This is a genomic window from Croceibacterium xixiisoli (assembly GCF_009827305.1).
In the GTDB taxonomy this organism is placed as follows: domain Bacteria; phylum Pseudomonadota; class Alphaproteobacteria; order Sphingomonadales; family Sphingomonadaceae; genus Croceibacterium_C; species Croceibacterium_C xixiisoli.
This window is the reverse complement of record NZ_WTYJ01000002.1, coordinates 596,982-619,278: the sequence shown is the minus strand read 5'-3', so window position 1 is coordinate 619,278 and position 22,297 is coordinate 596,982. Positions and strand designations below refer to the sequence as shown.

26 protein-coding genes are annotated in these 22,297 nt (G+C 63.5%); 20 read left to right on the top strand and 6 right to left on the bottom strand.

Annotated elements, in window-relative coordinates; genetic code table 11:
* Window positions 1-56 precede the first annotated feature (56 nt).
* On the bottom strand, window positions 57-3,065 hold the full coding sequence (locus GRI97_RS12050) for a M16 family metallopeptidase (RefSeq protein ID WP_161391417.1): 3,009 nt from the start codon (window positions 3,063-3,065) through the stop codon (window positions 57-59).
* 154 nt (window positions 3,066-3,219) lie between these two features.
* On the opposite strand from GRI97_RS12050, the gene GRI97_RS12045 reads away from it, so the two are divergent.
* The 13 genes from GRI97_RS12045 (at window position 3,220) to GRI97_RS11985 (ending at window position 13,258) form a co-directional block, all read left to right on the top strand.
* Window positions 3,220-3,801 (top strand): NifU family protein, encoded by a 582-nt coding sequence (locus GRI97_RS12045; RefSeq protein WP_161391763.1) that lies wholly within the window; start codon window positions 3,220-3,222, stop codon window positions 3,799-3,801.
* Window positions 3,802-3,847: 46 nt separating this feature from the next.
* Window positions 3,848-4,465, top strand: a complete 618-nt coding sequence (gene tsaB, locus GRI97_RS12040; RefSeq protein ID WP_161391416.1) for a tRNA (adenosine(37)-N6)-threonylcarbamoyltransferase complex dimerization subunit type 1 TsaB — start codon at window positions 3,848-3,850, stop codon at window positions 4,463-4,465.
* Window positions 4,462-4,929 (top strand): GNAT family N-acetyltransferase, encoded by a 468-nt coding sequence (locus tag GRI97_RS12035; RefSeq protein ID WP_328598545.1) that lies wholly within the window; start codon window positions 4,462-4,464, stop codon window positions 4,927-4,929. Before tsaB ends, GRI97_RS12035 begins: the two co-directional genes overlap by 4 nt.
* A 148-nt stretch (window positions 4,930-5,077) precedes the next feature.
* Window positions 5,078-5,521 (top strand): MucR family transcriptional regulator, encoded by a 444-nt coding sequence (locus GRI97_RS12030; RefSeq protein WP_161391415.1) that lies wholly within the window; start codon window positions 5,078-5,080, stop codon window positions 5,519-5,521.
* 90 nt (window positions 5,522-5,611) lie between these two features.
* Window positions 5,612-6,034, top strand: coding sequence for a Fur family transcriptional regulator (locus GRI97_RS12025; protein ID WP_161391414.1), 423 nt, complete (start codon window positions 5,612-5,614; stop codon window positions 6,032-6,034).
* A 22-nt stretch (window positions 6,035-6,056) separates the two neighbouring features.
* Complete coding sequence (locus GRI97_RS12020; RefSeq protein WP_161391413.1) at window positions 6,057-6,770, top strand: lysophospholipid acyltransferase family protein; 714 nt, start codon at window positions 6,057-6,059, stop codon at window positions 6,768-6,770.
* Window positions 6,771-6,834: 64 nt separating this feature from the next.
* Window positions 6,835-8,187: a tRNA (N6-isopentenyl adenosine(37)-C2)-methylthiotransferase MiaB gene (gene miaB, locus GRI97_RS12015; RefSeq protein ID WP_161391412.1), complete on the top strand. Its 1,353-nt coding sequence runs from the start codon at window positions 6,835-6,837 to the stop codon at window positions 8,185-8,187.
* A 122-nt stretch (window positions 8,188-8,309) separates the two neighbouring features.
* On the top strand, window positions 8,310-9,344 hold the full coding sequence (locus tag GRI97_RS12010; protein WP_161391411.1) for a PhoH family protein: 1,035 nt from the start codon (window positions 8,310-8,312) through the stop codon (window positions 9,342-9,344).
* A gap of 30 nt (window positions 9,345-9,374) precedes the next feature.
* Window positions 9,375-9,866, top strand: a complete 492-nt coding sequence (ybeY, locus tag GRI97_RS12005; protein WP_161391761.1) for an rRNA maturation RNase YbeY — start codon at window positions 9,375-9,377, stop codon at window positions 9,864-9,866.
* Between the two features lie 18 nt (window positions 9,867-9,884).
* The gene (locus GRI97_RS12000) at window positions 9,885-10,820 is read left to right on the top strand and encodes a hemolysin family protein (RefSeq protein WP_161391410.1); all 936 of its coding nucleotides are present in this window, start codon (window positions 9,885-9,887) and stop codon (window positions 10,818-10,820) included.
* Between the two features lie 82 nt (window positions 10,821-10,902).
* Window positions 10,903-11,781: a LysR substrate-binding domain-containing protein gene (locus tag GRI97_RS11995; RefSeq protein ID WP_161391409.1), complete on the top strand. Its 879-nt coding sequence runs from the start codon at window positions 10,903-10,905 to the stop codon at window positions 11,779-11,781.
* Between the two features lie 8 nt (window positions 11,782-11,789).
* Entirely contained in the window at window positions 11,790-12,719 is a 930-nt protein-coding gene (locus tag GRI97_RS11990; RefSeq protein ID WP_161391408.1) for a PepSY-associated TM helix domain-containing protein, read from the top strand.
* Window positions 12,716-13,258 (top strand): AAA family ATPase, encoded by a 543-nt coding sequence (locus tag GRI97_RS11985; protein WP_328598544.1) that lies wholly within the window; start codon window positions 12,716-12,718, stop codon window positions 13,256-13,258. Before GRI97_RS11990 ends, GRI97_RS11985 begins: the two co-directional genes overlap by 4 nt.
* Before the next feature lie 73 nt (window positions 13,259-13,331).
* Here GRI97_RS11985 and GRI97_RS11980 read toward each other — a convergent pair whose 3' ends face one another.
* Window positions 13,332-13,796 (bottom strand): peptidylprolyl isomerase, encoded by a 465-nt coding sequence (locus GRI97_RS11980; protein ID WP_161391406.1) that lies wholly within the window; start codon window positions 13,794-13,796, stop codon window positions 13,332-13,334.
* Window positions 13,797-13,896: 100 nt separating this feature from the next.
* Here GRI97_RS11980 and mgtE point away from each other — a divergent pair, with 100 nt between their 5' ends.
* The 5 genes from mgtE (at window position 13,897) to GRI97_RS11955 (ending at window position 17,458) form a co-directional block, all read left to right on the top strand.
* Entirely contained in the window at window positions 13,897-15,309 is a 1,413-nt protein-coding gene (mgtE, locus tag GRI97_RS11975) for a magnesium transporter (RefSeq protein WP_161391405.1), read from the top strand.
* Between the two features lie 250 nt (window positions 15,310-15,559).
* Window positions 15,560-16,222 (top strand): RBBP9/YdeN family alpha/beta hydrolase, encoded by a 663-nt coding sequence (locus GRI97_RS11970; protein WP_161391404.1) that lies wholly within the window; start codon window positions 15,560-15,562, stop codon window positions 16,220-16,222.
* 70 nt (window positions 16,223-16,292) lie between these two features.
* A complete protein-coding gene (locus GRI97_RS11965; RefSeq protein WP_161391403.1) occupies window positions 16,293-16,688 on the top strand; it encodes a DUF1489 family protein in 396 nt (131 codons plus the stop codon).
* Between the two features lie 79 nt (window positions 16,689-16,767).
* Entirely contained in the window at window positions 16,768-17,088 is a 321-nt protein-coding gene (locus GRI97_RS11960; protein ID WP_161391402.1) for a hypothetical protein, read from the top strand.
* A 67-nt stretch (window positions 17,089-17,155) separates the two neighbouring features.
* The gene (locus GRI97_RS11955) at window positions 17,156-17,458 is read left to right on the top strand and encodes a hypothetical protein (protein WP_161391401.1); all 303 of its coding nucleotides are present in this window, start codon (window positions 17,156-17,158) and stop codon (window positions 17,456-17,458) included.
* A gap of 43 nt (window positions 17,459-17,501) precedes the next feature.
* Here the strand turns inward: GRI97_RS11955 and GRI97_RS11950 are convergent, their stop codons facing one another.
* Genes GRI97_RS11950 through GRI97_RS11940 form a run of 3 tightly spaced genes read right to left on the bottom strand, consistent with a single transcriptional unit; the run spans window position 17,502 to window position 20,439 of the window.
* Complete coding sequence (locus GRI97_RS11950) at window positions 17,502-18,206, bottom strand: DsbA family oxidoreductase (RefSeq protein ID WP_235917780.1); 705 nt, start codon at window positions 18,204-18,206, stop codon at window positions 17,502-17,504.
* Window positions 18,207-18,223: 17 nt separating this feature from the next.
* A complete protein-coding gene (gene nudC, locus GRI97_RS11945; protein WP_161391400.1) occupies window positions 18,224-19,123 on the bottom strand; it encodes an NAD(+) diphosphatase in 900 nt (299 codons plus the stop codon).
* A 17-nt stretch (window positions 19,124-19,140) separates the two neighbouring features.
* The gene (locus tag GRI97_RS11940) at window positions 19,141-20,439 is read right to left on the bottom strand and encodes a serine hydrolase domain-containing protein (protein ID WP_161391399.1); all 1,299 of its coding nucleotides are present in this window, start codon (window positions 20,437-20,439) and stop codon (window positions 19,141-19,143) included.
* A gap of 89 nt (window positions 20,440-20,528) precedes the next feature.
* Here GRI97_RS11940 and GRI97_RS11935 point away from each other — a divergent pair, with 89 nt between their 5' ends.
* Both GRI97_RS11935 and GRI97_RS11930 read left to right on the top strand, forming a co-directional pair.
* Window positions 20,529-20,750: a hypothetical protein gene (locus tag GRI97_RS11935; protein WP_161391398.1), complete on the top strand. Its 222-nt coding sequence runs from the start codon at window positions 20,529-20,531 to the stop codon at window positions 20,748-20,750.
* A 73-nt stretch (window positions 20,751-20,823) separates the two neighbouring features.
* The gene (locus tag GRI97_RS11930; RefSeq protein ID WP_161391397.1) at window positions 20,824-21,240 is read left to right on the top strand and encodes a YbaY family lipoprotein; all 417 of its coding nucleotides are present in this window, start codon (window positions 20,824-20,826) and stop codon (window positions 21,238-21,240) included.
* A gap of 4 nt (window positions 21,241-21,244) precedes the next feature.
* On the opposite strand, the gene GRI97_RS11925 is transcribed toward GRI97_RS11930, so the two are convergent.
* Complete coding sequence (locus tag GRI97_RS11925) at window positions 21,245-22,294, bottom strand: A/G-specific adenine glycosylase (protein ID WP_161391396.1); 1,050 nt, start codon at window positions 22,292-22,294, stop codon at window positions 21,245-21,247.
* Between the last annotated feature and the right edge of the window lie 3 nt (window positions 22,295-22,297).

The window sequence follows — 22,297 nt, the reverse complement described above, 5'->3', positions numbered from 1 at the left end:
ATTATTCACGAGGCGATGTGTGGCAGGCTGGCGACACCGGCCTGCCACACTGATCGTCAGCGCCCGACCGTGGTGGGAACACCTGCAGCGGGAACACCCGTCTGCATTCCGGCCGATCCGGCCTTGTCCGACGGCAATACCGCGAGGCGGAAACCGTCGCGCGCTGCCAGATAGCGGGCAGCCAGCGCCTGGATTTCGGCCGGGGTGGTGTTCTGATAATCGGCAATAATCGTGGGCAGATAGGTCACCCGGTTGGCATCGAAGGCGCCCCCTTCCAGCTGGTTCATCCAGAAGGTGTAGCCGGATTGCATCCGCCACAGTGCCTGCAACACCGGTTCGGTTGCCCGGGCCAGTTCATCCGCCGTCGGGCCATTGGCAGCCAGATCATCGGCGATCTTGTCCGCCGCTGCGAAGAAGGCGTCGGTCTGTGCTGGCGGCAGCTGCGCCATGGCGACGAAGGTTCCTCCGCTATCGACCCCGAGTGGCCAGCGCGAACCGACATAGGGGGCATAGCTGGCCCCGGCCCGTTCGCGCATGGCATCCATAAGACGGTTGCTGAACACTTCGGCCAGCAGTTCGGTTTTGCGGCTCTGCGGCAGGCCTGCGCTGCCTGCCCCGATCGGCCAGGCCATCACGGCAGCGGCCTGATCAGCGTCACCATTGTGCTCCAGCGCCAGCGGGCGGGCATTGGCCGCCGGGAAGGTAAAGCGCTGGCTTTCCACGTCCGCCGGGAGCGGTTGACGTTCAGCCAAGGCACCGAAGGTGCGCGACAGCGCGGCCACGACCTTTTCCCGATCGATATCGCCGAACACATCCACTTCGACCGGGCCCTGCTGCAGGATGCGGGACCAGACCTGCTGGAAGCCTTCGGGTGTGACCTTGTTCATCGCTTCGGGATCCGGCGTGGCGAAACGCGGATCGCGATTGTGCAGCAGCCAGTCCAGATCGCGGTTCAGCACGCCATTGGGATCGGTCGCGAGGCTGGCATAGGACAGCAGCGATGCTGCCTTGGCCCGCTCTACCGGCGCCGGATCCCAGCGCGGCAGAGCCAGCTTGGCAGCAAAGAGATAGAGCTGATCCTCGACATCTTCGGCACGGGTCTGGCCTTCGAAACGGAAACTCGCTTCATCCATGGAGAAGGAGAAGCCCAGCTTGCGCCCGGTGGCGATCTGATCCAGCTCGTTCTGGCCAAGCGGACCAAGGCCCGAACTGACCAGCGCCATGGAACCGAGCGCGGCATAGGCGCCCTCTTCCTTGGCGAAGGAGCGATAGCCGCCGCCAAACCGCACGCGCACCGTGGCACGACCCGGTTCGTTGGACGTCGGCATCAGCAGCACCCGCACACCATTGGCGAAGGTCAGCTTTTCGACCTGCCGTTCGCGACCGTTGGAAAACAGGATTTCACGCGATGTCGGTTCGGCCGGGGTGCCGATTTCGGGCAGGTCAGCGAAGGAAATCGCCTCTGCCGCACTGCGCGCGTCGACGGCCACCTCCACCGGGGTGAGCATGGCAGCGCGGACGGCCTCTGCATCGGCCTCTCCAGCCTCCGGCGTGAGATAGAGGGCGCGGATCACGTCACCCTTCAGCAGTTCCTGCGTATGGGCGAAAACCTCATTCGGGGTGAAGCGCGCTTTCATGTCGCGGAACACCGCCAGAATCGTGTCGGGCGCGGCGACGGCCTCACGGATGTCCACCGCATTGACGATATCGTCGGCCAGCTTGCTGCCCGCCTGGATTGATGCCTGCTGCGCCATATTGGCGAAGATCACATCATATTCGGCAATTTCACGGTCGATCTCTGCCTGGCTGGGCGGCTGTGCCAGCGCATCGGCCAACACACCGCGCACATCGTTCAGCGCCGATTTCCAGTTGGCCGTAAGCGGCGCGAAGGAGACATAGGTAGTGTCGGTGGAACGAGCCGACTTGTCGCGTTCGGCCGATGCAAACAGGAAGGTGCCACCGCCGCGCGCACGCGCTTCGAGCCGGCGATTGATGATCGCCTGGGCGATCGAATCAAGCAGCAGCCCGCGATTGTACTCGATATTGTCCGTCACCTCGTGCCACGGGCGCACAATGGCGTAGACCAGGCTGCGGGTCTGGCCCGGTTCCACCAGCACGCGCGTTTCGCCGACCGGGTTGGCCGGGTCTGCGCCATCCGGAGCGGTCGGGGTGCCGAAATCGGGCTGCGGGTCAGGCTTGCCGCTGGCCGCCCAGTCGCCGAAGTATTTTTCGACCAGCTTGGCCAGCATCATCGGATTGGCATCACCCGACACGACCACCACGGCATTTTCAGGCCGGTACCAGCGCCGATAGAAGGCGCGGACCGATTCCTGATTGGCCGCTTCCAGCGTCGGGACCGTGCCGATGGGGTTGCGGCTGGCGAGCAATTGCCCGCTGAAGAACAATTCGCGCGATGCATCCGCCGCGCGGGCCTGCGCCCCGCCCCGTTCGCGCCGTTCAGCCAGCACGATCGGCACTTCGGTGCGAATATTCGCCTCGCTGAGGGTCGGTTCGCGAATCATGCCAGACAGCAGGCGGAACGAATCTTCCAGCACCGGTCCACGCGCATTGGGCAGATCGAGCTGGATCACCGTCTGCGTGGGGCTGGTGATTGCGTTGGTATCATTGCCGAGGCTGGCGCCGAGGCGCTGGAAATGCGGGATTGCTTCGCCATCGCCCAGATACTTGGATTGCCGGAACAGCAGATGTTCGATCAGGTGGGCGAAGCCACGTTCGCTGTCTTTTTCATAGAGCGATCCCGCATCGATACGCACGCGGATCGATACCTGGCCGGGAGGCACGCCGTTGTCCCGCACGGCATAACGCACACCATTGGGCATTTCGCCGAACAACCATTCCTGATCCCAGGGAATATCCGTGCCGCGATAAATCCATGGATCATCCGGCCGGGCAAATTCCGGCAGATCGCCGGGCGCCGGGGGAGGAGGAACCACGACCGCCGGCTGAGCCGCCGCGCCTGCTGCCGAGGGGGGCTGCAACTGTGCCTGGGTCACCGTGGGGAGGAGCAGGATGATCGCACCAATCGTGCGGATTGTTCGTCTCATGCCACAAGGCATAGGCTGCAATCGGATGAAGGGCCAGTGAATGGCGCAGAAATGCTGGCTTCCGGCATCGCGAGCGATACCGCGTGTGGAAATGCTGCCCTTCCCCCCTTGCGGCGGTCTTGTCGCCCGTGCGCGCGCATCCTACATGCTGCGCATGTTCATAGAGACCGAAACCACGCCGAACCCGGCGACGCTGAAATTCCTCCCCGGCCAGGCCGTGATGCAGGGCGGCACGCGCGATTTCGCATCCCCGGAAGAAGCAGAGACATCGCCGCTGGCGCAGGCTCTGTTCGATACCGGTGAAGTTACCGGCGTGTTCTTCGGTCGCGATTTCGTAGCCGTTACGGCAGCACCCGGGGTCGAATGGTCGGCTCTGAAACCACAGGTCGTGGCTATTCTGCTCGACCATTTCGTCAGCCAGGCACCGCTGTTCACCGGCGGTGGAGCGGCTGGCATTGCAGTTCCCGCGGATGACGATGATGGCGATCTGGCCGATAATCCGGCCGATGCAGATATCATCTCGCAGATCAAGGAACTGCTCGAAACCCGGGTTCGCCCGGCTGTGGCCAACGACGGTGGCGACATCCGCTATCGCGGGTTCCGCGATGGTGTGGTCTATCTGGCCATGCAGGGTGCCTGTTCGGGTTGCCCCAGTTCGACCGCCACGTTGAAGCAGGGCATCGAAGGCCTACTGCGGCATTATGTCCCCGAAGTCACCGAAGTGCGCGCCGCCTGATCACAGCCCGCGACATGATCTTCCTCCAGTCACCGGCCCGCCGATGATGCGTATCTTGGCTATCGACAGCGCCACGGAAGCCTGTTCCGTCGCTCTGTTCGACGGCGACACGCTGATCGCGGGCCAGTGCGAAGTGATCGGCCGCGGCCATGCCGAACGGCTGGTGCCAATGATCGCCGATCTTCCCGGCCAGGGCCGCGCAGACCGCATATTGGTTTCGATGGGTCCGGGCAGCTTTACCGGCGTGCGCATCGGGCTGGCCGCTGCGCGCGCTCTGGGTCTGGCATGGCAGGCTGAGGTGCTCGGCTTCCCCACGCTCTGCCTCGTCGCAGCCATGGTGCAGCAGCAATCGCAGGGCCCTGTCAGCATCTGCATGACGGGCGGCCATGGCGAATGGTTTGTCCAGAATTTTGCTGCCGACGGTTTCCCGCGTGGCGAATTGCTGTCCCGCCCGCCGGCAGAAGCGGCGGAGGCCACGGTTCATGAAACGGTAGCAGGGAGCCAGTCCGGCGCATTGATCGCGCGGCGTGGACATGGGCGAGCCCTGTCGGTCTTGCCCGACGCACGGCATGCGATGCGGCTGTCCGGCGAATTGCTGAGTCGCCGGCTATCCCCCATTTATGGCCGGGCGCCCGACGCGCGTGTGCCGGAACGCGCGGTGTGATCGACGATCTGGATCGGATCATGGGCGTCATGCAGGTCAGTTTCGATCCGGCCTATGGCGAGGCCTGGACCCGGCGCCAGGTAGCAGACACTTTGCTGATGCCGCGCACCCATTATTGTTTGATCAATGCAAATGGACTGCAGCCCGATGCCGAAGAAATGGCAGCCGGTTTCACTTTGTCACGATGTGTTACTGACGAGGAAGAACTGCTGCTGATTGCGGTTTCTCCGCAGTTTCGCGGCAAGGGACTGGGCGGAAAGCTGCTCGGAAGCACGATTTCTGCATCGTGGAATCGCGGAATGACGCGGGTATTTCTGGAAATGCGGGAACATAATCCCGCCGAACGCCTTTACTTGAGGCATGGATTCGTCCGCGCCGGTAGACGGCCCGATTACTATCGAAATGGCGTTTCTGATCCCATTGATGCCATCACTTTCATGCTGGTTAAAAATACCGCCTCATAGATTCTTTACATTATCAAGCGGATATGGGTACATTTACACTTGTATTGCAGTTACCCCTGCTGCAAGAGCGCGACATTGCCGTCGACTGCAAGATGGCAAATGCACAGAATTGCATTGTTTGGTCGCAAAAAGATTATGAGGCACAACTATGGACAATATTGAACTGGACCTGAAAGAGACACTGATCACTCTAACATCTGATATTGTCGCCGCACACGTGAGCAACAACAATGTCGCGGTCGAAGATGTCTCCGTGCTGATCCGCAATGTCTTTGGCGCGCTCTCCGAACTCGGATCGCATGAAGTCGAAGAAGTAAAGCCAGAGCCGGCGGTTTCCGTTCGCGCATCCGTGAAGAACGATCACCTGGTTTGCCTGGAAGACGGCAAGAAGATGAAGATGCTCAAGCGCCACCTGATGACCGATCACGGCATGACGCCGGACGAATATCGCGCACGCTGGGGCCTGGCCGCCGATTACCCGATGGTTGCCCCCGATTACGCTGAAAAGCGCCGCGTTCTGGCCAAGGAAATCGGCCTGGGCCGCAAGCCCGGCCAGCGCCGCGGCCGTCGTAAAAAGCCCGCAGCAGCATAAATCTGGCCCACTCGCGCAGCTGGTCACGGTTGATAAATGGCTCCACCGCTCCCATAGTGGCGGAGCCATTTTGTTATTTCGGGGACTACCTTGCATCAAGCCATTGATCTGGAAGCCCTGTGCGCCGAACGCGGCCTCAGGATTACCGAACAGCGTCGCGTGATTGCACGTGTCCTGTCAGAAGCAGACGATCATCCCGACGTCGAAGCGCTGCATGAACGCGCCTCTGCCATTGATCCCAAGATTTCGATCGCCACGGTTTACCGGACTGTTCGCCTGTTCGAAGAAGCCGGCATTCTTGACCGCCATGATTTCGGCGATGGCCGCGCACGTTACGAAGCTGCCCCCGAAGCACATCACGATCACTTGATCGATGTCGAAAGCGGCAAGGTTGTCGAATTCGTCGATCCGGAACTTGAAGCGCTGCAGCGCCAGATCGCCGAAAAGCTCGGCTATCGTCTGGTTGATCACCGGATGGAACTTTACGGCGTGCGCATAGACCGCGAGGATTGAGACACGCAGCAGAGGCCACGGCATGGGCACCTTGCGGCTTGCCCTGCGCGGGCTCTGCATCATTTTGACATTTCTGGCTCTGGTTCCGCTGCATCTGCTGTGCAGCGTGGCCGGGCACAGACATGCCATCCCCCCTGTCTTTCTCGGACTGATCGGCCGGCTTGCCGGGCTGCGCATCACCACGCGCGGGCGCGCTGAACCCGGCGGCCTGCTGATCGCCAATCATGTCAGCTGGCTCGACATCCTCGCGCTGGGCGGTGCCGCGCGCACGATCTTCGTCGCCCATAGCGGTCTGGCCGGTCATGGCGGGCTAAAATGGTTGTGTGACCAGAACGACACCGTGTTCATCACGCGGGAAAAGCGCGGGTCGGTGGTCGCGCAGGTGCAACAGGTGCGCGATGCCCTGAGCGAACGGCCGCTAACCATCTTCCCCGAAGGCACCACCAACAATGGTGTCGACATGCTGCCATTCCGCAGTGCCCTGTTGGCGGCGGTCGAACCGCTGGCGGGTGAATTGCCGATCCAGCCGACCGCGCTGATCTATCGACACGCTGGTGAAATCAGCTGGTTCGGTGCGGAAACGGGTATGGCCAATGCCCTGCGCCTGCTGCGCCGACCGGGCCGGATCGATCTGACGATCTACTTCCTGCCGCCGTTATCGGGCGAAGCACTGCGGGATCGCAAGACCATGACCGCCGCTGCCGAGCAGGCCATCAGGGATGCCATTGCCGGCTGAACGGGCATCGGCCATGCAACTGCGCCTTCCACTGCCGGGGCAAATCCCGTAAGGCACGGCCCCCATGCAACACCGCGAAAACCCCAGGACCTTCCGGGTCAAGAGCTTCGGCTGTCAGATGAACGTCTATGATGGCGAACGCATGGCCGAACTGCTGGCCGAAAAGGGCATAACCCCGGCGCCCGAGGGCGAAGAGGCAGATCTGGTGGTGCTCAACACCTGCCACATCCGGGAAAAGGCCGCAGAAAAGGTCTATTCCGATATCGGCCGGCTGAAGAAGGCAGACGGCACCCGCCCAATGATCGCCGTCGCCGGCTGCGTCGCGCAGGCCGAGGGTGAAGAGATCATGACGCGGGCGCCCGCCGTGTCGATGGTGGTGGGCCCGCAAGCCTATCACCGCCTGCCTGACATGATCGATCGGGTGACGCGCGGGGAGCGCGCGACCGATACCGACATGCCGGCCAATGCCAAGTTCGACGCCCTGCCACGCCGGCGGCGCAGCGGGCCGAGCGCATTTTTGACTGTGCAGGAAGGGTGTGACAAGTTCTGCACCTATTGCGTGGTGCCCTATACACGTGGCGCCGAGATATCCCGCCCTTACAGTGACCTTGTTCAGGAAGCAGAGCGGCTGGTCGAGGCCGGCGCGGTGGAGATCACGCTGCTGGGACAGAATGTGAATGCCTGGACCGGAGCTGATGATGCCGGTCGCCCGGTGGGCTTCGACGGGCTGATCCGCACTCTGGCTGCCCTGCCCGATCTGCATCGCATCCGCTACACCACCAGCCACCCCAATGATGTCACCGACGGGCTGATCGCTGCCCATGGCGAGATCGAGAAGCTGATGCCCTATCTGCATCTGCCGGTGCAAAGCGGATCGGATCGGGTGCTGAAGGCCATGAACCGCAGCCACACGGCCGAAAGCTATCTGAAACTGCTGGAACGGTTTCGTGCAGCGCGCCCCGATATAGCCATATCGGGCGATTTCATCGTCGGATTCCCTGGCGAAACCGAACAGGATTTCCGCGACACGCTGAGCATCGTCGATGCGGTCGGCTATGCCCATGCCTTCAGCTTCAAGTATTCACCCCGCCCCGGCACGCCGGCCGCAACCATGGACGATCATGTTACGGCAGAGGTAATGGATGAGCGGCTGCAACGGCTGCAGGCTGCACTTGGTCGCCATCAGCTGGCGTTCAACAGCGCCAGCCAAGGGCAGGAATGCACGGTGCTGGTGGAACGCAAGGGGCGCCAGGCCGGGCAGTGGCTGGGAAAATCGCCCTGGCTGCAGTCGGTCCATTTTGAAGGCGAGGCGCAGATCGGCGATCTGGCGCGGGTACGGCTGGCAGAGGCTGGGCCCAATTCGCTTCGCGGCGAATTGCTGGGCCAGCACGCGCGCCCGGTCGCGGTCGACGCCTGATCGGTACCTTGCAATCAGGCCAGTTCTGCCCAGCGTGGATGAATATCCACCGGGAATGATTTTTCGATCTCTTGTCACACGGGCGCGGCACTTTATCTTCGCAGCATCGTTGAAAGGAGCGCATGGCCCGAAAACCCCCCCGGCCCGAGAATCACTCGGCCCTCGCCCATCCCGAAGACCGCCGCGATGGCGCCCGCCGCGCCCGTGCAGAGGTCGATTTCGAAGAGCCCATGGTGATGGGCGCGCTGTTCGGGGAATTCGACGCGAATCTGGTGCAGATCGAAAACCGGCTGGGCGTGTTCATTGCTGCGCGTGGCAACAAGGCGGTGATCGAAGGCCTGGAGGATGGCGTGTCGCGCGCGCGCCAGGTTCTGATCGCCATGCATGAAAAGCTGCAGGCCGGTGAGCAGCTGGATTCGGGCGCGATCGACGCGCTGATTTCCCGCACCAATGAACCGACCCTGGAAGGGATCATCACCGGCGACGCCAAAGGACCGCCGATCATGATCCGCACCCGGCGCAAGACCATTGCCCCGCGCACCGCGATGCAGGCGGAATACATGCGCCAGCTGACCAGCCGGGAACTGATCTTCGCGCTGGGGCCAGCTGGTACCGGCAAGACCTATGTGGCCGTGGCCCAGGCTGTCGCCCAGCTGATCACCGGCAGCGTACAGCGGCTGATTCTTTCCCGCCCGGCGGTGGAGGCTGGCGAAAAGCTGGGTTTCCTGCCTGGTGACATGAAGGAGAAGGTCGATCCCTATCTCCGCCCGCTATATGATGCGCTGTATGACTGCATGCCGCCCGAACAGGTGGAACGGCGGCTGGCCAGCGGCGAAATCGAAGTGGCGCCGATCGCCTTCATGCGCGGGCGCACGCTGGCTGATGCCTTTGTGATCCTGGATGAAGCGCAGAACACCACGCGCGAACAGATGAAGATGTTCCTGACCCGATTCGGCCAAAACAGCCGCATGGTCGTGTGCGGCGATCCCCGCCAGGTCGATATTCCCGGCGGCGACCGGATGAGCGGCCTGGCCGATGCGGTCGACCGGCTCGAAGGCGTCGAAGGGATCGGCGTGGTGCGGTTTTCTGCGGCAGACGTCGTCCGCCATCCGATCGTCGGGCGGATTGTTGAAGCTTATGAAGGCCCGACAGTATAGGCGCGCGGCATGACTGAAGAGATTGCCTGCATCGAACTGGAAATCGACATCGAAGATCCCTGGCCTGAAGGCGCCTGGGAAGATCTCGCCACCCGGGCCGCCGAAGCGCTGGCGCGGGTGGCGCCGGAACTGGCCAATCCGCGCCTTTCGGCCAGCCTGCTGTTCACAAGCGACGCGGAAGTCCACACGCTGAACCGTGAGTGGCGCGACCGTGACAAGCCCACCAATGTGCTGTCCTTTCCCATGCTCACCGCCGAAGAGGTGCAGGATCTGGCGGCTGAGGGGCCACCGGAACTGTTCGGCGACATTGCCCTCGCCTTCGAGACCTGCGCACGCGAAGCGGCGGAAAAATTGGTGCCGCTGGAACACCATGCGGCCCATCTGATCGTGCACGGGCTGCTGCATCTGGCCGGTCATGATCATGAAACATCCGCAGCGGATGCCGATGCCATGGAAGCGCTGGAAACAAAGGCGCTTGCCATAATCGGAATCGCGGACCCATATGAACCGCAGGACCAATAGCAGGAGAATATCAGGGCAATGCCCGAGGGTTCCAGACCGGACGACTCCAACAGCGGAGACGCGGACAGTAAAGGCGGATTGTGGCACAGCATCCGCCGGTTCTTTGATGAAGGCAGCGACACGTCGCTGCGCGAACAGATCAAGGAAGCCATAGACGAGCACGAGGAAGAACGCAGCAATGGCGGCACCCGTGCCGGCAATGGCGATCTGTCCCCGATCGAGCTGACCATGCTGCGCAATCTGCTGCAGTTCAGCGGCCTGGATGCGGACGATGTGGCCATCCCCCGCAGCGAGATCATTGCCGTGCCGACCAGCGCCAGTTGGGATGATCTGGTGGCGCAATTTGCCGAACACGGCCATTCTCGCCTGCCGATCTATCTGGACACGCTCGACGATGTGCAGGGCATGATGCACATCAAGGATATCTTCCCCTTTCTGGCGCGGGGCGAGCGCCCCGACGACTGGACCACGCTGATGCGTCAGCCGCTCTATGTGCCGCAGGCGCGCGGCGCGCTGGATGTGCTGGCAGATATGCGCGCCCGGCGGACGCATCTGGCAATTGTGGTGGATGAATTTTCCGGCACCGACGGTATCATCACGATCGAGGATCTGGTCGAGGAAATTGTCGGCGATATCGAGGATGAGCATGACGATGCCCCGGTCGATCTGATCGTGCTGCTGGATGATGGCTCCTGGGAAGTCGATGCCCGGGCCGAGCTGGACGATGTTGCCGCCCGCGTGGGTGATGTGCGGCTGGCCGAGGTGGAAGAATCGGTAGACACGCTGGGCGGGCTGGCCTTCGTGCTGGCGGGCCATGTGCCCGAACCGGGTGCGGTGTTGGACCATGCCAGCGGCTGGCAGATCGAAGTGACCGCCGGCGACGCCACGCATGTGACACGCCTGCGACTGCACGAACCCCGCGCAAGCGCCGAAAGCCAGGACGCGGATAGCTGACTCTTGCGAAATTTGCATCGAAGTAGCGTAAAAACTGTGTTTCAGGCTCGACACAATTGCAGAAATGTGAACATTCCGCTCCGTGCGTCGCCTCCCTCCCCTTCGTGCGCTTGAAGCGTTCATCCGTGTCGTGCGGCTGGGATCTGCGCGCGCTGCTGCCGAAGAGCTGAGCCTCAGTCCTTCGGCACTGTCGCGCCGGATCGGCAATCTGGAAGATTTCACCGGCAAGAAGATGTTTTCCCGGACCGGCCAGGCCATGCGTCTGACTGATGAAGGGCGCGCCTTCTATGATGCGGTGGCGCCGCATCTCGAATCGCTGGCAGTTGCGGTGGAGGCGCAGTCCGAAAATCTGCAATTGCTGCGCCTGCGGCTGGGCGTGCTGCCGCTGTTCGGCACGCAGCGGCTGTTCCCCAAGCTGCCCGAATTGCGCGAATTGCACCCGCGGCTGCATATCGACATCGACACGGGCCCACATCTGATCGACCGTGTGGGCGATACGCTGGATGCGGCGATCCTGCTGACGACCGAGCCTTCACCCAATTATCACATGGTCCAGCTGGATCAGAATACCGTGCACGCGATCTGCAATGTGCGGCTGGCAGAAAAGCTGGGCCCGACACCGGGCATCAAGGAATTGGAACAGCAGACCTTCCTGATCCACACCGACATGCCGCAGAGCTTCGATGCGTGGAAAAAGGCGCTTGGCCTCGAAGCGCTGCATCCCAATGCCGTCGATCATTACGATTCCGGCCAGCTGATCCTGGAAGCAGCCGCGCAGGGCCTGGGCGTCGCCATCATGCATGACGACCATATCAAGCGGAACAACGATCCGCGCCTGGCAAAGCTGTACGATCTGCCGATCGCCAGCCCATACAGCTATTGGTTCGTCTGCCGGCCGGTGGATCTGGAAACCCGCGCGGTGAGGATATTCCACGACTGGCTGCTGGGCGCGGGGATGTAATTCCCCCTATGCGCCGGCTGCTGACCAGGCTGCATCGCTGGATCGGGATCGCGCTGTTCGGCTATGTGGCGATGATCTGCCTGACGGGGTCGGTGCTCGTCTATCGGCCGGAGCTCTATCGCCATTTCGAGCCGCAGCCGCTGATCGTGGAGGTCGGCGCCCGGCCCTTGTCCGATGACGAGCTGCGTCGCCATGCCGCCCGCGCCTTCCCCGGTGAGCAGGCGGCGGAAATCTGGCGGGGCAAGCGGCCCGATCATGCGGTGGAGATCGCGCTGAACAGCGGCGATGCGATGCGCGGCTATCTGTTCGATCCCTACACTGGCGCACCCATGCGCCCTGCTCTGCCGCTGGGTTTCCGACTGACAAGCTTTGCATTGGAACTGCATCGCGAACTGATCGGTGGCGACAGCGGGCGGGTTGTAAACGGGGCCTTGGCGCTGGCGTTCATCTTCCTGGTGCTGACAGGCATGCTGACCTGGCGCCCGCGCAAACGGGCCCGGGAGGTCGCGCCAGTGAAGGCCAAACGGGGCCGCTTCACCGGCTGGCTGCGGCGGCAGCATCGGACGATCGGGATCTGGTCCGGCGCATTCGTGCTGATGTGGGCGATCACCGGGCTGCATCTGGCCTGGCCCGAGGTGATGGCCGCGCTGGTCGATCATTTCGAACCCTTCGATGAGGCCAACCCTGTGGAGCGGACCGGGGACACGATCTCCTACTGGTTGGCCTATGCCCATTTCGGCCGGTTCGGCGGACGCATTTCGGGTTGTGAGGCCGACCTGTGCGGAGAAGGGTTCAAGGCCCTGTGGGCGGTGCTGGCGCTGGCTCCGACGTTTCTGGCGCTTTCCGGCATATGGCTGTGGCTGCGCGGGCGCTTGACGCGGGCCCGGCGGCGCAGGCAGGCAGAACCGCAGGCTGGGCAGATGGAAGAACAGCCGTGAGCAAGCGCTATACTATCGTTACCGGCGGGCCGGGTTCGGGCAAGACGAGCCTGCTTGAGGCATTGGCCGATCAGGGTTTGGCCTGCATGCCGGAGGCAGGGCGGGCGATCATCCGCGATCAAGTGGCGATTGGCGGATCCGCCCTGCCCTGGATCGATCGCGAAGCCTTCGCTGCGCAGATGCTGGGGTGGGAATTGCGATCCTGGCATGAAGCGGAACAGCATACCGGCCCGGTGCTGTTCGACCGGGGCATTCCGGATGTGATCGGCTATCTGCAGCTTTGCGGCCTGGCGGTGCCGGCCCATTTGTGGCGTGCAGCGGGGCATTTCCGTTACCATCCGCGCGTGTTCATCGCGCCTTTCTGGCCGGAAATCTTCGCCCAGGATGCGGAACGCAAGCAGAGCCCGGCCGAGGCGGAGGCCACACATCGGGCGATGATGGGCGTCTATGGAAAGCTGGGCTATGAGCTGGTTCCGCTGCCGCTGGCATCGGTGGCCAGGAGGGCCGGCTTCGTGCGGGACCGGCTGCCCCTCATCTGAAGGGGCGCGTTCCCCCTTCGCCCAAAAAAAGAAAGGGGCGCCGCAGCACCCCTTTCCACTTCCGTTCGTCAGATCAGGCGACAGTCGCTTTGACGATCTTGCCCGGCTGGCGCGGCGGTTCGCCCTTAGGCAGTGCGTCGACGAATTCCATGCCGCTCTGCACTTGGCCCCATACCGTGTACTGGCGGTCGAGGAAGGTCGCATCGTCGAACACGATGAAGAACTGGCTGTTGGCGCTGTCCGGCACTTGGGTGCGGGCCATCGAGCACACGCCGCGAACATGCGGTTCAGCGTTGAATTCAGCCTTCAGGTCAGCTTTGTCGCTGCCACCCATGCCGGTACCGGTCGGGTCGCCACCCTGGGCCATGAAGCCCGGGATCACGCGGTGGAACACCACGCCGTCGTAAAAGCCTTCCTTGGCCAGCTCGGTGATGCGTGCAACGTGGCCCGGTGCGAGATCAGGACGCAGCTTGATGACCACATCGCCGCCATTCCCATCGCCATTGTCCAGAGTGAGGGTCAGCGTTTCATCGGCCATGACAGTCTTCTCCTTTTAAAACTGGGCGTCGATATAAGGCCGTGGCGGCAATTGTCACCCGCGCGCTTGATTTTGCGCTGCACAAGCATAGGAGCGCGTCATGGCCGAAGAGGACATCGACACGCTGATCGACAGCCCCCTGCCCGAAGAGGAAGGGCAGCTGGATGACGAAAACCGGCTGAAACCGGCGTTCGTCGATGCGGTGCGCGATGCGATCGAGGACGGGGACGAAACCCGTGCCTATGATCTGGTCGAACCGCTGCACCCGGCGGACATCGCCGATCTTCTCGAACTGCTGGAGCGTGACGAACGGCGCCAGCTGGCCGCCGCCATTACCGATCTGATGACCGGCGAGGTGATCGCGGAGCTGAATGATTATGTCCGCGACGACATGATCGAGGCGCTGCCGCCCGAAGTGGTGGCGGAGATCGCCGAACAGCTCGACACCGATGACGCGGTCCAGATGCTCGAGGATCTCGAGCCCGAAGACCAGGCCGCCGTGCTGGCGGAAATGGAACCGGAAGACCGCGCCGCGATCGAGAGCGCGCTGTCTTATCCGGAAGAAACCGCCGGCCGCCTGATGCAGCGGGAACTGGTGGCAGTTCCCGAACATCTGACCGTGGGTGATCTGATCGATTACCTGCGTGACAACGATGGATTGCCCACCGAATTCTGGGAAGTTTTTGTGGTCGACCACACCCATCGCCCGGTCGGCACCTGCGCCCTGTCATGGATATTGCGGTGCCCGCGCCATATCGCGCTGGCCGATGTGATGAAGCGCGACCAGACGCTGATCCCCGTCTCGATGGATCAGGAAGAGGTGGCGCTGCGGTTCCAGAAATATGCGCTGATTTCCGCCGCCGTTGTCGATGAGGCCGGGCGGTTGGTCGGCCAGCTGACCGTTGATGACATCGTCCACATCATTTCCGAAGAGGCAGGCGAAGATACGCTGCTGCTGAGCGGTGCCGGCGATGGCGACATCAACGAACCGATTCGCGATGCCTTTTCGGCGCGTGTCCGCTGGCTGATCGCCAATCTGGGCACCGCCCTGATTGCGAGCTTCATCATTTGGGCCTTCGGCGCGGCGATCGAGAAGCTGGTTGCGCTGGCCGTGTTGATGCCGATCGTCGCCAGCATCGGTGGCAATGCCGGTACCCAGACAATGGCCGTTACCGTGCGCGCCATTGCCACCAATCAGCTGACCCGATCCAACACCAGGCGCATCCTGTGGCGTGAAATCCGTGTCGCCCTGCTCAACAGCATGACCGTCGCCACGATGATCGGGATCGCCACGGCGATATTCTTCACCCCCATGCTGGGCGTGGTGATCGCGCTGGCTGTGGTGATCAATATTCTGACCGCTGGCATCGCCGGGGTTGCTGTACCGGTGCTGTTCGACCGGATGGAGCAGGATCCGGCTGTAGCGAGCAGCGTGTTCGTGACCATGATTACCGATTCGATGGGCTTTTTCGCCTTTCTTGGCCTCGCAGCGGCATTCGGCCTGGCCGGCTGATTGTCTGCCCTGCGCGTGGTCGCGCTTGAGGCCCGCCTGATCTCACTGGCCTGATCGGCCCTGATTCCGCCGTTTTTGTGCCCCAACCCCAGCTGAACGCAGGATTATGCTGTTGCGTACTGTCGCCAAAACGACACAGCCCAACCAAAAAGCTATTGTCTACCTTTTGAATTGAGTTATCTTACTCTTGTCGGACCATTCGCATCGGACGGCCAGTCAACTTTCCCCTGTGGAACGAAGGAGACGGATCATGGCCCATTATCTTGCGCTCGAGCAGGAACGCCTGTGGGAAAAGCCGCTGATTTTGATCGTACCCGGTCTTAACAACAGCAACCCGAAACATTGGCAGTCGCTCTGGGAAGACCAGCGCGATGATTGCCAGCGGGTTGACCTTGGCATGTGGGAAGATCCGCATCGCAACACCTGGGTAAACAAGCTCAATCTCGCGATCCATCAGGCCAATCGGCCCATCATCCTGGTCGCGCACAGCCTCGGCTGTCTGGCGGTGGCCTGGTGGGCGGAATATGAGCAGCAACAGCAGGGCAACCCGGTGATCGGCGCGCTGCTGGTCGCGCCGCCGGATGTCGATCGCCCGGGTGCAGACCCCCGGCTGGCCCGGTTCGGCGCCTGCCCGCGCAATCCTCTGCCCTTCCCGTCCTATCTGGCCGCCAGCGAGGACGATCATTATTGCCGCCTGCGGACATCGCAAATGCTGGCCCGCGATTGGGGCAGCCGCTTCGCCTATGCTGGCGCGATCGGGCATATCAACGCCGATTCCGGCATTGGCGATTGGCATTTCGGGCAGGTGCTGCTGGAACAATTGCTGCGCGATCAGCGCCGCCGCCCCAAGCCTGCCCAGGCCCAGCGCCGGGTGAACCAGGCAACGCCATCGCTGATGGCGGCGCTCGCCTGATATCGGCATGCGGGGCAGCGCTGCCCCGCATGCACTTGCTTGAGGCACGGCCCGCCCTATCTAGGCGGCAATGCCGCTTTCGATGACCAAGATCGCCTACCGCTCCGCCGGGGTGGAAGAACTGCGCCGCTGGGTGGAATCCGGGACGGAAGCGCATATGACCACGCGCTATCTGCCCAAGCGGCATGAAGAAATGATCGGTGGTTCGCTCTACTGGATCATCGAACATGCGCTGGTGGCGCGCAGCGAAATCCTCGGCTTCGAACAGCGTTCCGAGGATGGCCGCTGGACCATCCGCCTGGCCCCGCAGCTGATCCTGGTGCAGCCGCGCGCCAAGCGCGCGCATCAGGGCTGGCGCTATCTGGAAGAGGCGGATGCTCCGGCCGATCTGGGCGATGGCGAGCTGGCCGGCGATGTGCTGCCGCCGCGCCTGGTGCGTGAACTGGGGCGGTTGGGGCTGGTTTAGCCGCTGAAATTTGCCTTGTTCGCCCCTGGACCCTAGTTTCCACATCATGACCCCGGCCCGGCCGTCCCTTTCTTTCCGCATGCTTGTGCTGCTGCTGCTGGCCACGATCGGCCTGCATGCCCTGCCCGCGCATGCGGCGCCGCCGGTACCCACCCAGGGATCAGCCTTCAGCGCGGCGACGGTCGATGTGGCTGTCGCAGTACGGCGTGATCTGCCCACGGCGGCCAAGCAGATGCTGGTCGAGCCGCTGGATCTTCCCCCATCTGCGCGATTGTCCTCCACCGACCTTGCCGCAACATTCCATGCCGATGGCCCAGTGCGGACGCCGCGTGCACGCGGTCCGCCACCGCATGAAGCTGTCGGCCCCCAGCTTTCCCCCAGAGCCCCGCCCATAGCCTGATCCGTCCCCCACCACGGCGCGCTTCGTCGCGCACCGTGTCCGGAACTCACAGATCAGGAATGGAAATATGACCAACACCGCAACCGGTGCCGACCAGGCATTGCAACGCCGCCTGCAGGTGGAAGGGCTGCTGAGCCAGTATCCCGCCATCTCCGCCGAAGAGACCGACCAACTGCGGATCTATTTCCGCAAGGAAGCCAGCGCGCTCGACATCGGTAACATCGCCAGCAACGAAGCCGCCCAGCGCGGATATCAGCAATTTCGCGCCGATCATGTCGACAAGATCGGCCTGCGCGACATTGGCATAGCCATAGGGCTGCTCGCGCTGGTGGCCGCAGCGATTGCCGTGATTATCGTGCTGACGAAGTGAGGCGAAAGGCGGGGGTCTGGTGCCCCCGCCTTATCAGCCGATCTCAGAAGCGCTCGGCCTGCTCCTCGTCCATCCAGGCGATCTTGCGCAGCGCCTTCACAAAGGCTTCCGGTTCGCGCGAGCCGGGCAGCAGGAAGCGGCCGCCGATCACGAAGCTGGGTACCGAATTTATGCCCGACTGGATTCCGCGCTGCTCCTCCGCACGGGTTTCAGCGGCCAGTGCCTCATCGGCCAAAGCGGCCGTGGCGGCAGCGCGGTCGAAGCCGGCTTCTGCCGCAATGTCGATCAGCACCGCCTCTTGCCCCACGGCCCGGTGATCGGCAAAATGAGCATGCAGCAACGCCAGTTTCAGCCGCGTCTGCGCTTCCGGCCCGGAGGTGTTGAGCGCCCAGCGCAGCAGGCGGTGGGCGGCAAAGGTGTTCCAGACCATCGACGGCGCGCCGTCATCGCCGGTTTCGCGCATAGGGAAACCGACCGCCTGCGCCGCGTCGATCACCTGCTGGCGCATCTGCGCGATCTGGTCCGCCGGGCGGCCCAGCGCGGCGGCGAGATGGTCGTCCTGCCGGCGCCCTTCGGTGGGCATATCGGGATTGAGTTCGAAAGGCATCCAGCGGATGTCCACCGCCAGTTCCCCCTCCAGCGCGACCACGGCCTGGGCGAACTGGGTGTAGCCGATGGCGCACCAGGGGCACATCACGTCCGACCAGATGTCGACCGTCATGCACGGGATCGTGTCGTTTGCTGTCATGCCTCTCACCTCAAATTTCAACGCTTTGCTTCGCGTTCTACCCACCAACGCAGCATGTAATCCGCAATCGCCTGCGACGGGGGCGGCACGAAGCTGGTGCTGTCCGCCCGCTGTGCCACGGCCTCCGCTACTTCGGCAAAGCTGAACCAGCGTGCATCCTCTATTTCCTGATAATCGATCCGCAGATCCAGGCTGTCCGCCGTGCCGATGCAGCCGATCATCAGTTGCGACGGGAACGGCCAGGGCTGGCAGCCGATATATTCGACATCGCGCATGCGCACGCCGGTTTCTTCAAACACTTCGCGCACGGCGGCTTCTTCGAAGCTTTCGCCCGGTTCCACGAAGCCGGCCAATGCCGAATAGCTGCGCGGGGGGAAGCGTTCCTGCCGCCCGAGCAACAGCTTGACCCCATCGGCATCGCGATATTCGACCAGCATGATCGCGACCGGATCGGTGCGCGGGAAATGGGAGGCGCCGCAGGAGGCGCAATCGCGCTGCCAGCCGCCCTTGGCCGGGGTGGTGCCGTGGCCGCATTGGGCGCAGAAGCGGTGGCGGGCGTGCCAGTCGATCAGGCTGCGCGCGGCGCCGTAGATGGCGATGTCGCGGGCGGGCAGCTGGGCGATGGCATCCCAGGTTTTCCTGCGGGTGAAGGCGGGATCGGGATCGCCCTTGTCCGGCACGGCAGCAAAGGCAGCGCGGCCGCCGAGCAGCCCGAGGAACACCAGTTCGGCATCGCTGGCGGCCTGATCAAGCGGCATCCAGTGGAGCCCACCCTCCCCGGCGTTATCCGGCGCCAGGCCGTCGAGCGACAGCAGCAGCGCATCATCGCGGCGCAATTGCGCCAGCGCGCTTTCGTCGCGCCGCAGATGATCGGCACGGTCGAGCGGCTGACCGGTAAAGGCAATCAGTTCAGTCATCTGCAGCTCCTGCTTGATCAACGGTGGGAAGCACGATCCTGCAGCACGGCGGCAGGAAATTCGGTCTGCACCGGATAGATATCGGCGGGCATATATTGGGTGAACAGCGAATGGCGCAGTCCGCTGCGCATGTCCACCAGACCGCAGGTGCCGGCAATGCCGAACCAGCCGAAGGTGCCGCTATGCGCGCCCTTGCCGACCCGGCCGCCGGCACCGAAGCCGAAATGCCGGGCATAGGGATCATCCGCCGACAGGGTACCTGGAAACAGGTCCGATGTGCCCAGCCGGACCACGGATTCGGGCAGCACCCGCACCCTGTCGATCATGCCATTGCCGGCCAGCATCCTCAGAAACCGGTCATAATCGCGCGGACTGGAGACCAGCCCGGCACCGCCGGCGGGGAATGGTGGCGGATCAAGAAACACTGAGTTTTGAGGGAGATCGATCGGCAGCATGGTGCCCATCAGCCCCAGATAATTGGTCGTCAGCCGCCCGATGTGCGCCTGCGGCACCTGGAACCCGCTGCTGTCCATGCCGCAGGGGCCGATGATGGTGTCGTGGAGGAAAATGTCGAGCGTTTGGCCGCTGGCGAGTTCGATGATCCGGCCGAGCAGGTCGATGCCGACCGAATAGCACCAGCGCGTGCCTGGTTGCCACAGCAGCGGGAGGGCGGCGAGCCGGTCGGCGAAGGCCGCCAGGCTGGGCGCCGGGGCGCTGCGGACGAGGCCGGGAATTTCCAGCCGGCTGACCGCGCCGGGGATGACCCCGGCATCGCGATAGGCCTGGGCGATGGGGCCGGTCTGCACCACGCCATCACCCAATCCTGAGGTGTGGGTGAGCAAATGGCGGACGGTAATGGCGCGGATAGCGGGTTCGAGATTGTCCGAGCTTATCGGTCCATCATGCTGTTTTTGCACCTGCATATTGGCAAAGGCTGGCAGGAAATCGGCAATCGGCTGATCCAGCGCCAGCAGTCCACGATCCGCCAGCAGCAGGGCGGCCATGCCGGTGATCGGCTTGGTCATGGAGTAGATACGGTAGAGGCTGTCCGGGTCCGACCGGCGGTCATCGATGAAGCCGTCGTGGCCATAGGCGATGACGTCTACCGGCGCCTGGCCATAGCCGAGCAGGGCAACGACATTGGCCACCTGGCGGCGTGCCACCAGCCCCCTTGCCAGCGCGTCGACATGCGGCCAGCGGTTGGAAAAACCCTGTGCCAGGGCTACGCGGGGCCACGCCCAGACTGCGCCTGAGCACGCCCCACCTGCGCACAGGAACGTACGGCGACCGATTTTGGCCGAAAGATCCAGCTTCATGCGACTGCCATGCCGGGGCCAAGCTGAACCTCGTCCTGCCGGTCAGCAAGGCTCTTGCGCTGGGTCAGTGCTTTATCCATATAACACACATGCTGAACCTGCTTTCGATCGCTACCGGTATCGTCGCGCTGTTGCTGGCGATCCCTTCCACCATTCCCTTCCTGGGCTGGGGCAATTGGTTCGTCCTGCCGATTGCAGTGGTCGGCATCGGGCTGGGTGCGCTGTCGAGTTCCAATGGCGGGCGGAATTTCTGCCTGGTCGTGTTCGCGATTGCCGTGATCCGGCTGATGCTGGGCGGCGGCTTCTTCTGATTCGGACCTAGTCCTGCTTGTCCTCGCCCCCGTGCAGGCATAGCCTGCGCGCGGAGAGTGAGAGGACAGAGCCATGATACGCAGCTTATCGATGCCGATCGTCGCGATTGCCATGCTGGCCGGTTGCATGCCCGAGGATATCGGCAATGCCAACCGGGTGACGCTGACCGGCACTGTCGCCTATCGCGAGCGGATGGCCCTGCCCGACAATGCCCGGATTTCGGTACAGCTCGCCGATGTCAGCCGCGCCGATGCCCCGGCCACGATCGTGGCGCAGACATCGTTCCGCAGCAATGGCCGGCAGGTGCCGATCCCCTTCACCCTGCAATACAATCCCAACCGCTTGCAGCCCAATGGCCGCTATACGGTTTCCGCCCGGATCACCGGGGCGGACGGGACGCTGATGTTCATCACCGATACCCACAATGCCCTGCAGCGCCCCGGCCAGCCGATGGCGCTCAATCTGGTCAGCGCCGGCGGACGCCGCTGACCGATCAGGCCGCGCGACTGGCTATGGCCAGCCGGGCGGCCTTGGCAAACAGGGTCGGCAGACCCGCCTGGTCGATGGCGGCCACGGGCCACCATTCGCCCGGCTGATCGCCCATGGCTGGATCGCCCTCATGAACCGTGAGGGCGAGTTCCAGATCGCAATGGGTGAAGCTGTGGCGCACGGTGCCGGCAGCACGCCATGGCCCGGCCACGGGCGGCTGGCCCGTACCATCGGCCCGCGCGGTCCAGCCGTCATCGGGCAGCGCGCGCATGCCGCCGAGCATGCCCTTGGCATCGCGGGTAACCAGCCAGACCTGCGGACCACTGGCGGTGTCGCGCTCGATCCACCAGACCCGCCCCTGTCGCTGCGCCTTGGCCTTCTTGGCCGGCTTGACCGGCAGGCGTTCGGGATCGCCGAGCGCGCGGCCCCGGCAGGGTTCCGCCAGCGGGCACAACAGGCAGCGCGGTGCGCGCGAGGTGCAGATGGTGGCGCCCAGATCCATCATCGCCTGGGCGAAATCGCCGGCGCGCCGATCCGGCGTGATGCGATCGGCCGTGGCGCGGATTTCGGTGCGCGCGCCGGGCAGCGGATCATCGATCACGAACAGCCGCGCCACGACCCGTTCGACATTGGCGTCGACCACCACCGCCCGCCGGCCAAAGCCGATCGCCGCCACGGCGGCGGCGGTATAGGCGCCCAGGCCGGGGAGCCGGCGCAGATCATCCTCATTGTCAGGAAAAGCGCCGAGCCGGGCGACTTCGCGGGCGCAGGCGACCAGATTGCGGGCGCGGGAATAATAGCCCAGCCCGGCCCATTCGGCCATGATATCAGCATCATCGGCGGCAGCCAGCGCCTGCACATCGGGCCAGCGGGCGGTGAATTTTTCGAAATAGGGTTTTACCGCCGCGACCGTGGTCTGCTGCAGCATCACCTCCGACAACCAGATGCAATAGGGATCGGCGGTCAGGCCCGAGCCGGGCGGAATGCGCCAGGGCAGCGTGCGCGCATGCGCATCATACCAGTCGAGCAACAGCGGGGCGACCCTATCATCCATTCG

Coding starts and splice junctions, on each gene's coding strand:
- GRI97_RS12030 (WP_161391415.1), top strand. CDS start 5,078: ATGGACAATATTGAACTGGACCTGAAAGAGACACTGATCACTCTAACA.
- GRI97_RS12050 (WP_161391417.1), bottom strand. CDS start 3,065: ATGAGACGAACAATCCGCACGATTGGTGCGATCATCCTGCTCCTCCCC.
- GRI97_RS11940 (WP_161391399.1), bottom strand. CDS start 20,439: ATGAAGCTGGATCTTTCGGCCAAAATCGGTCGCCGTACGTTCCTGTGC.
- miaB (WP_161391412.1), top strand. CDS start 6,835: ATGCAACACCGCGAAAACCCCAGGACCTTCCGGGTCAAGAGCTTCGGC.
- GRI97_RS11960 (WP_161391402.1), top strand. CDS start 16,768: ATGCTTGTGCTGCTGCTGCTGGCCACGATCGGCCTGCATGCCCTGCCC.
- GRI97_RS11970 (WP_161391404.1), top strand. CDS start 15,560: ATGGCCCATTATCTTGCGCTCGAGCAGGAACGCCTGTGGGAAAAGCCG.
- GRI97_RS11990 (WP_161391408.1), top strand. CDS start 11,790: ATGCGCCGGCTGCTGACCAGGCTGCATCGCTGGATCGGGATCGCGCTG.
- tsaB (WP_161391416.1), top strand. CDS start 3,848: ATGCGTATCTTGGCTATCGACAGCGCCACGGAAGCCTGTTCCGTCGCT.
- GRI97_RS11965 (WP_161391403.1), top strand. CDS start 16,293: ATGCCGCTTTCGATGACCAAGATCGCCTACCGCTCCGCCGGGGTGGAA.
- GRI97_RS11935 (WP_161391398.1), top strand. CDS start 20,529: ATGCTGAACCTGCTTTCGATCGCTACCGGTATCGTCGCGCTGTTGCTG.
- GRI97_RS12045 (WP_161391763.1), top strand. CDS start 3,220: ATGTTCATAGAGACCGAAACCACGCCGAACCCGGCGACGCTGAAATTC.
- GRI97_RS12000 (WP_161391410.1), top strand. CDS start 9,885: ATGCCCGAGGGTTCCAGACCGGACGACTCCAACAGCGGAGACGCGGAC.
- GRI97_RS12010 (WP_161391411.1), top strand. CDS start 8,310: ATGGCCCGAAAACCCCCCCGGCCCGAGAATCACTCGGCCCTCGCCCAT.
- mgtE (WP_161391405.1), top strand. CDS start 13,897: ATGGCCGAAGAGGACATCGACACGCTGATCGACAGCCCCCTGCCCGAA.
- nudC (WP_161391400.1), bottom strand. CDS start 19,123: ATGACTGAACTGATTGCCTTTACCGGTCAGCCGCTCGACCGTGCCGAT.
- GRI97_RS11950 (WP_235917780.1), bottom strand. CDS start 18,206: ATGACAGCAAACGACACGATCCCGTGCATGACGGTCGACATCTGGTCG.
- GRI97_RS12020 (WP_161391413.1), top strand. CDS start 6,057: ATGGGCACCTTGCGGCTTGCCCTGCGCGGGCTCTGCATCATTTTGACA.
- GRI97_RS11955 (WP_161391401.1), top strand. CDS start 17,156: ATGACCAACACCGCAACCGGTGCCGACCAGGCATTGCAACGCCGCCTG.
- GRI97_RS11925 (WP_161391396.1), bottom strand. CDS start 22,294: ATGGATGATAGGGTCGCCCCGCTGTTGCTCGACTGGTATGATGCGCAT.
- GRI97_RS11930 (WP_161391397.1), top strand. CDS start 20,824: ATGATACGCAGCTTATCGATGCCGATCGTCGCGATTGCCATGCTGGCC.
- GRI97_RS11980 (WP_161391406.1), bottom strand. CDS start 13,796: ATGGCCGATGAAACGCTGACCCTCACTCTGGACAATGGCGATGGGAAT.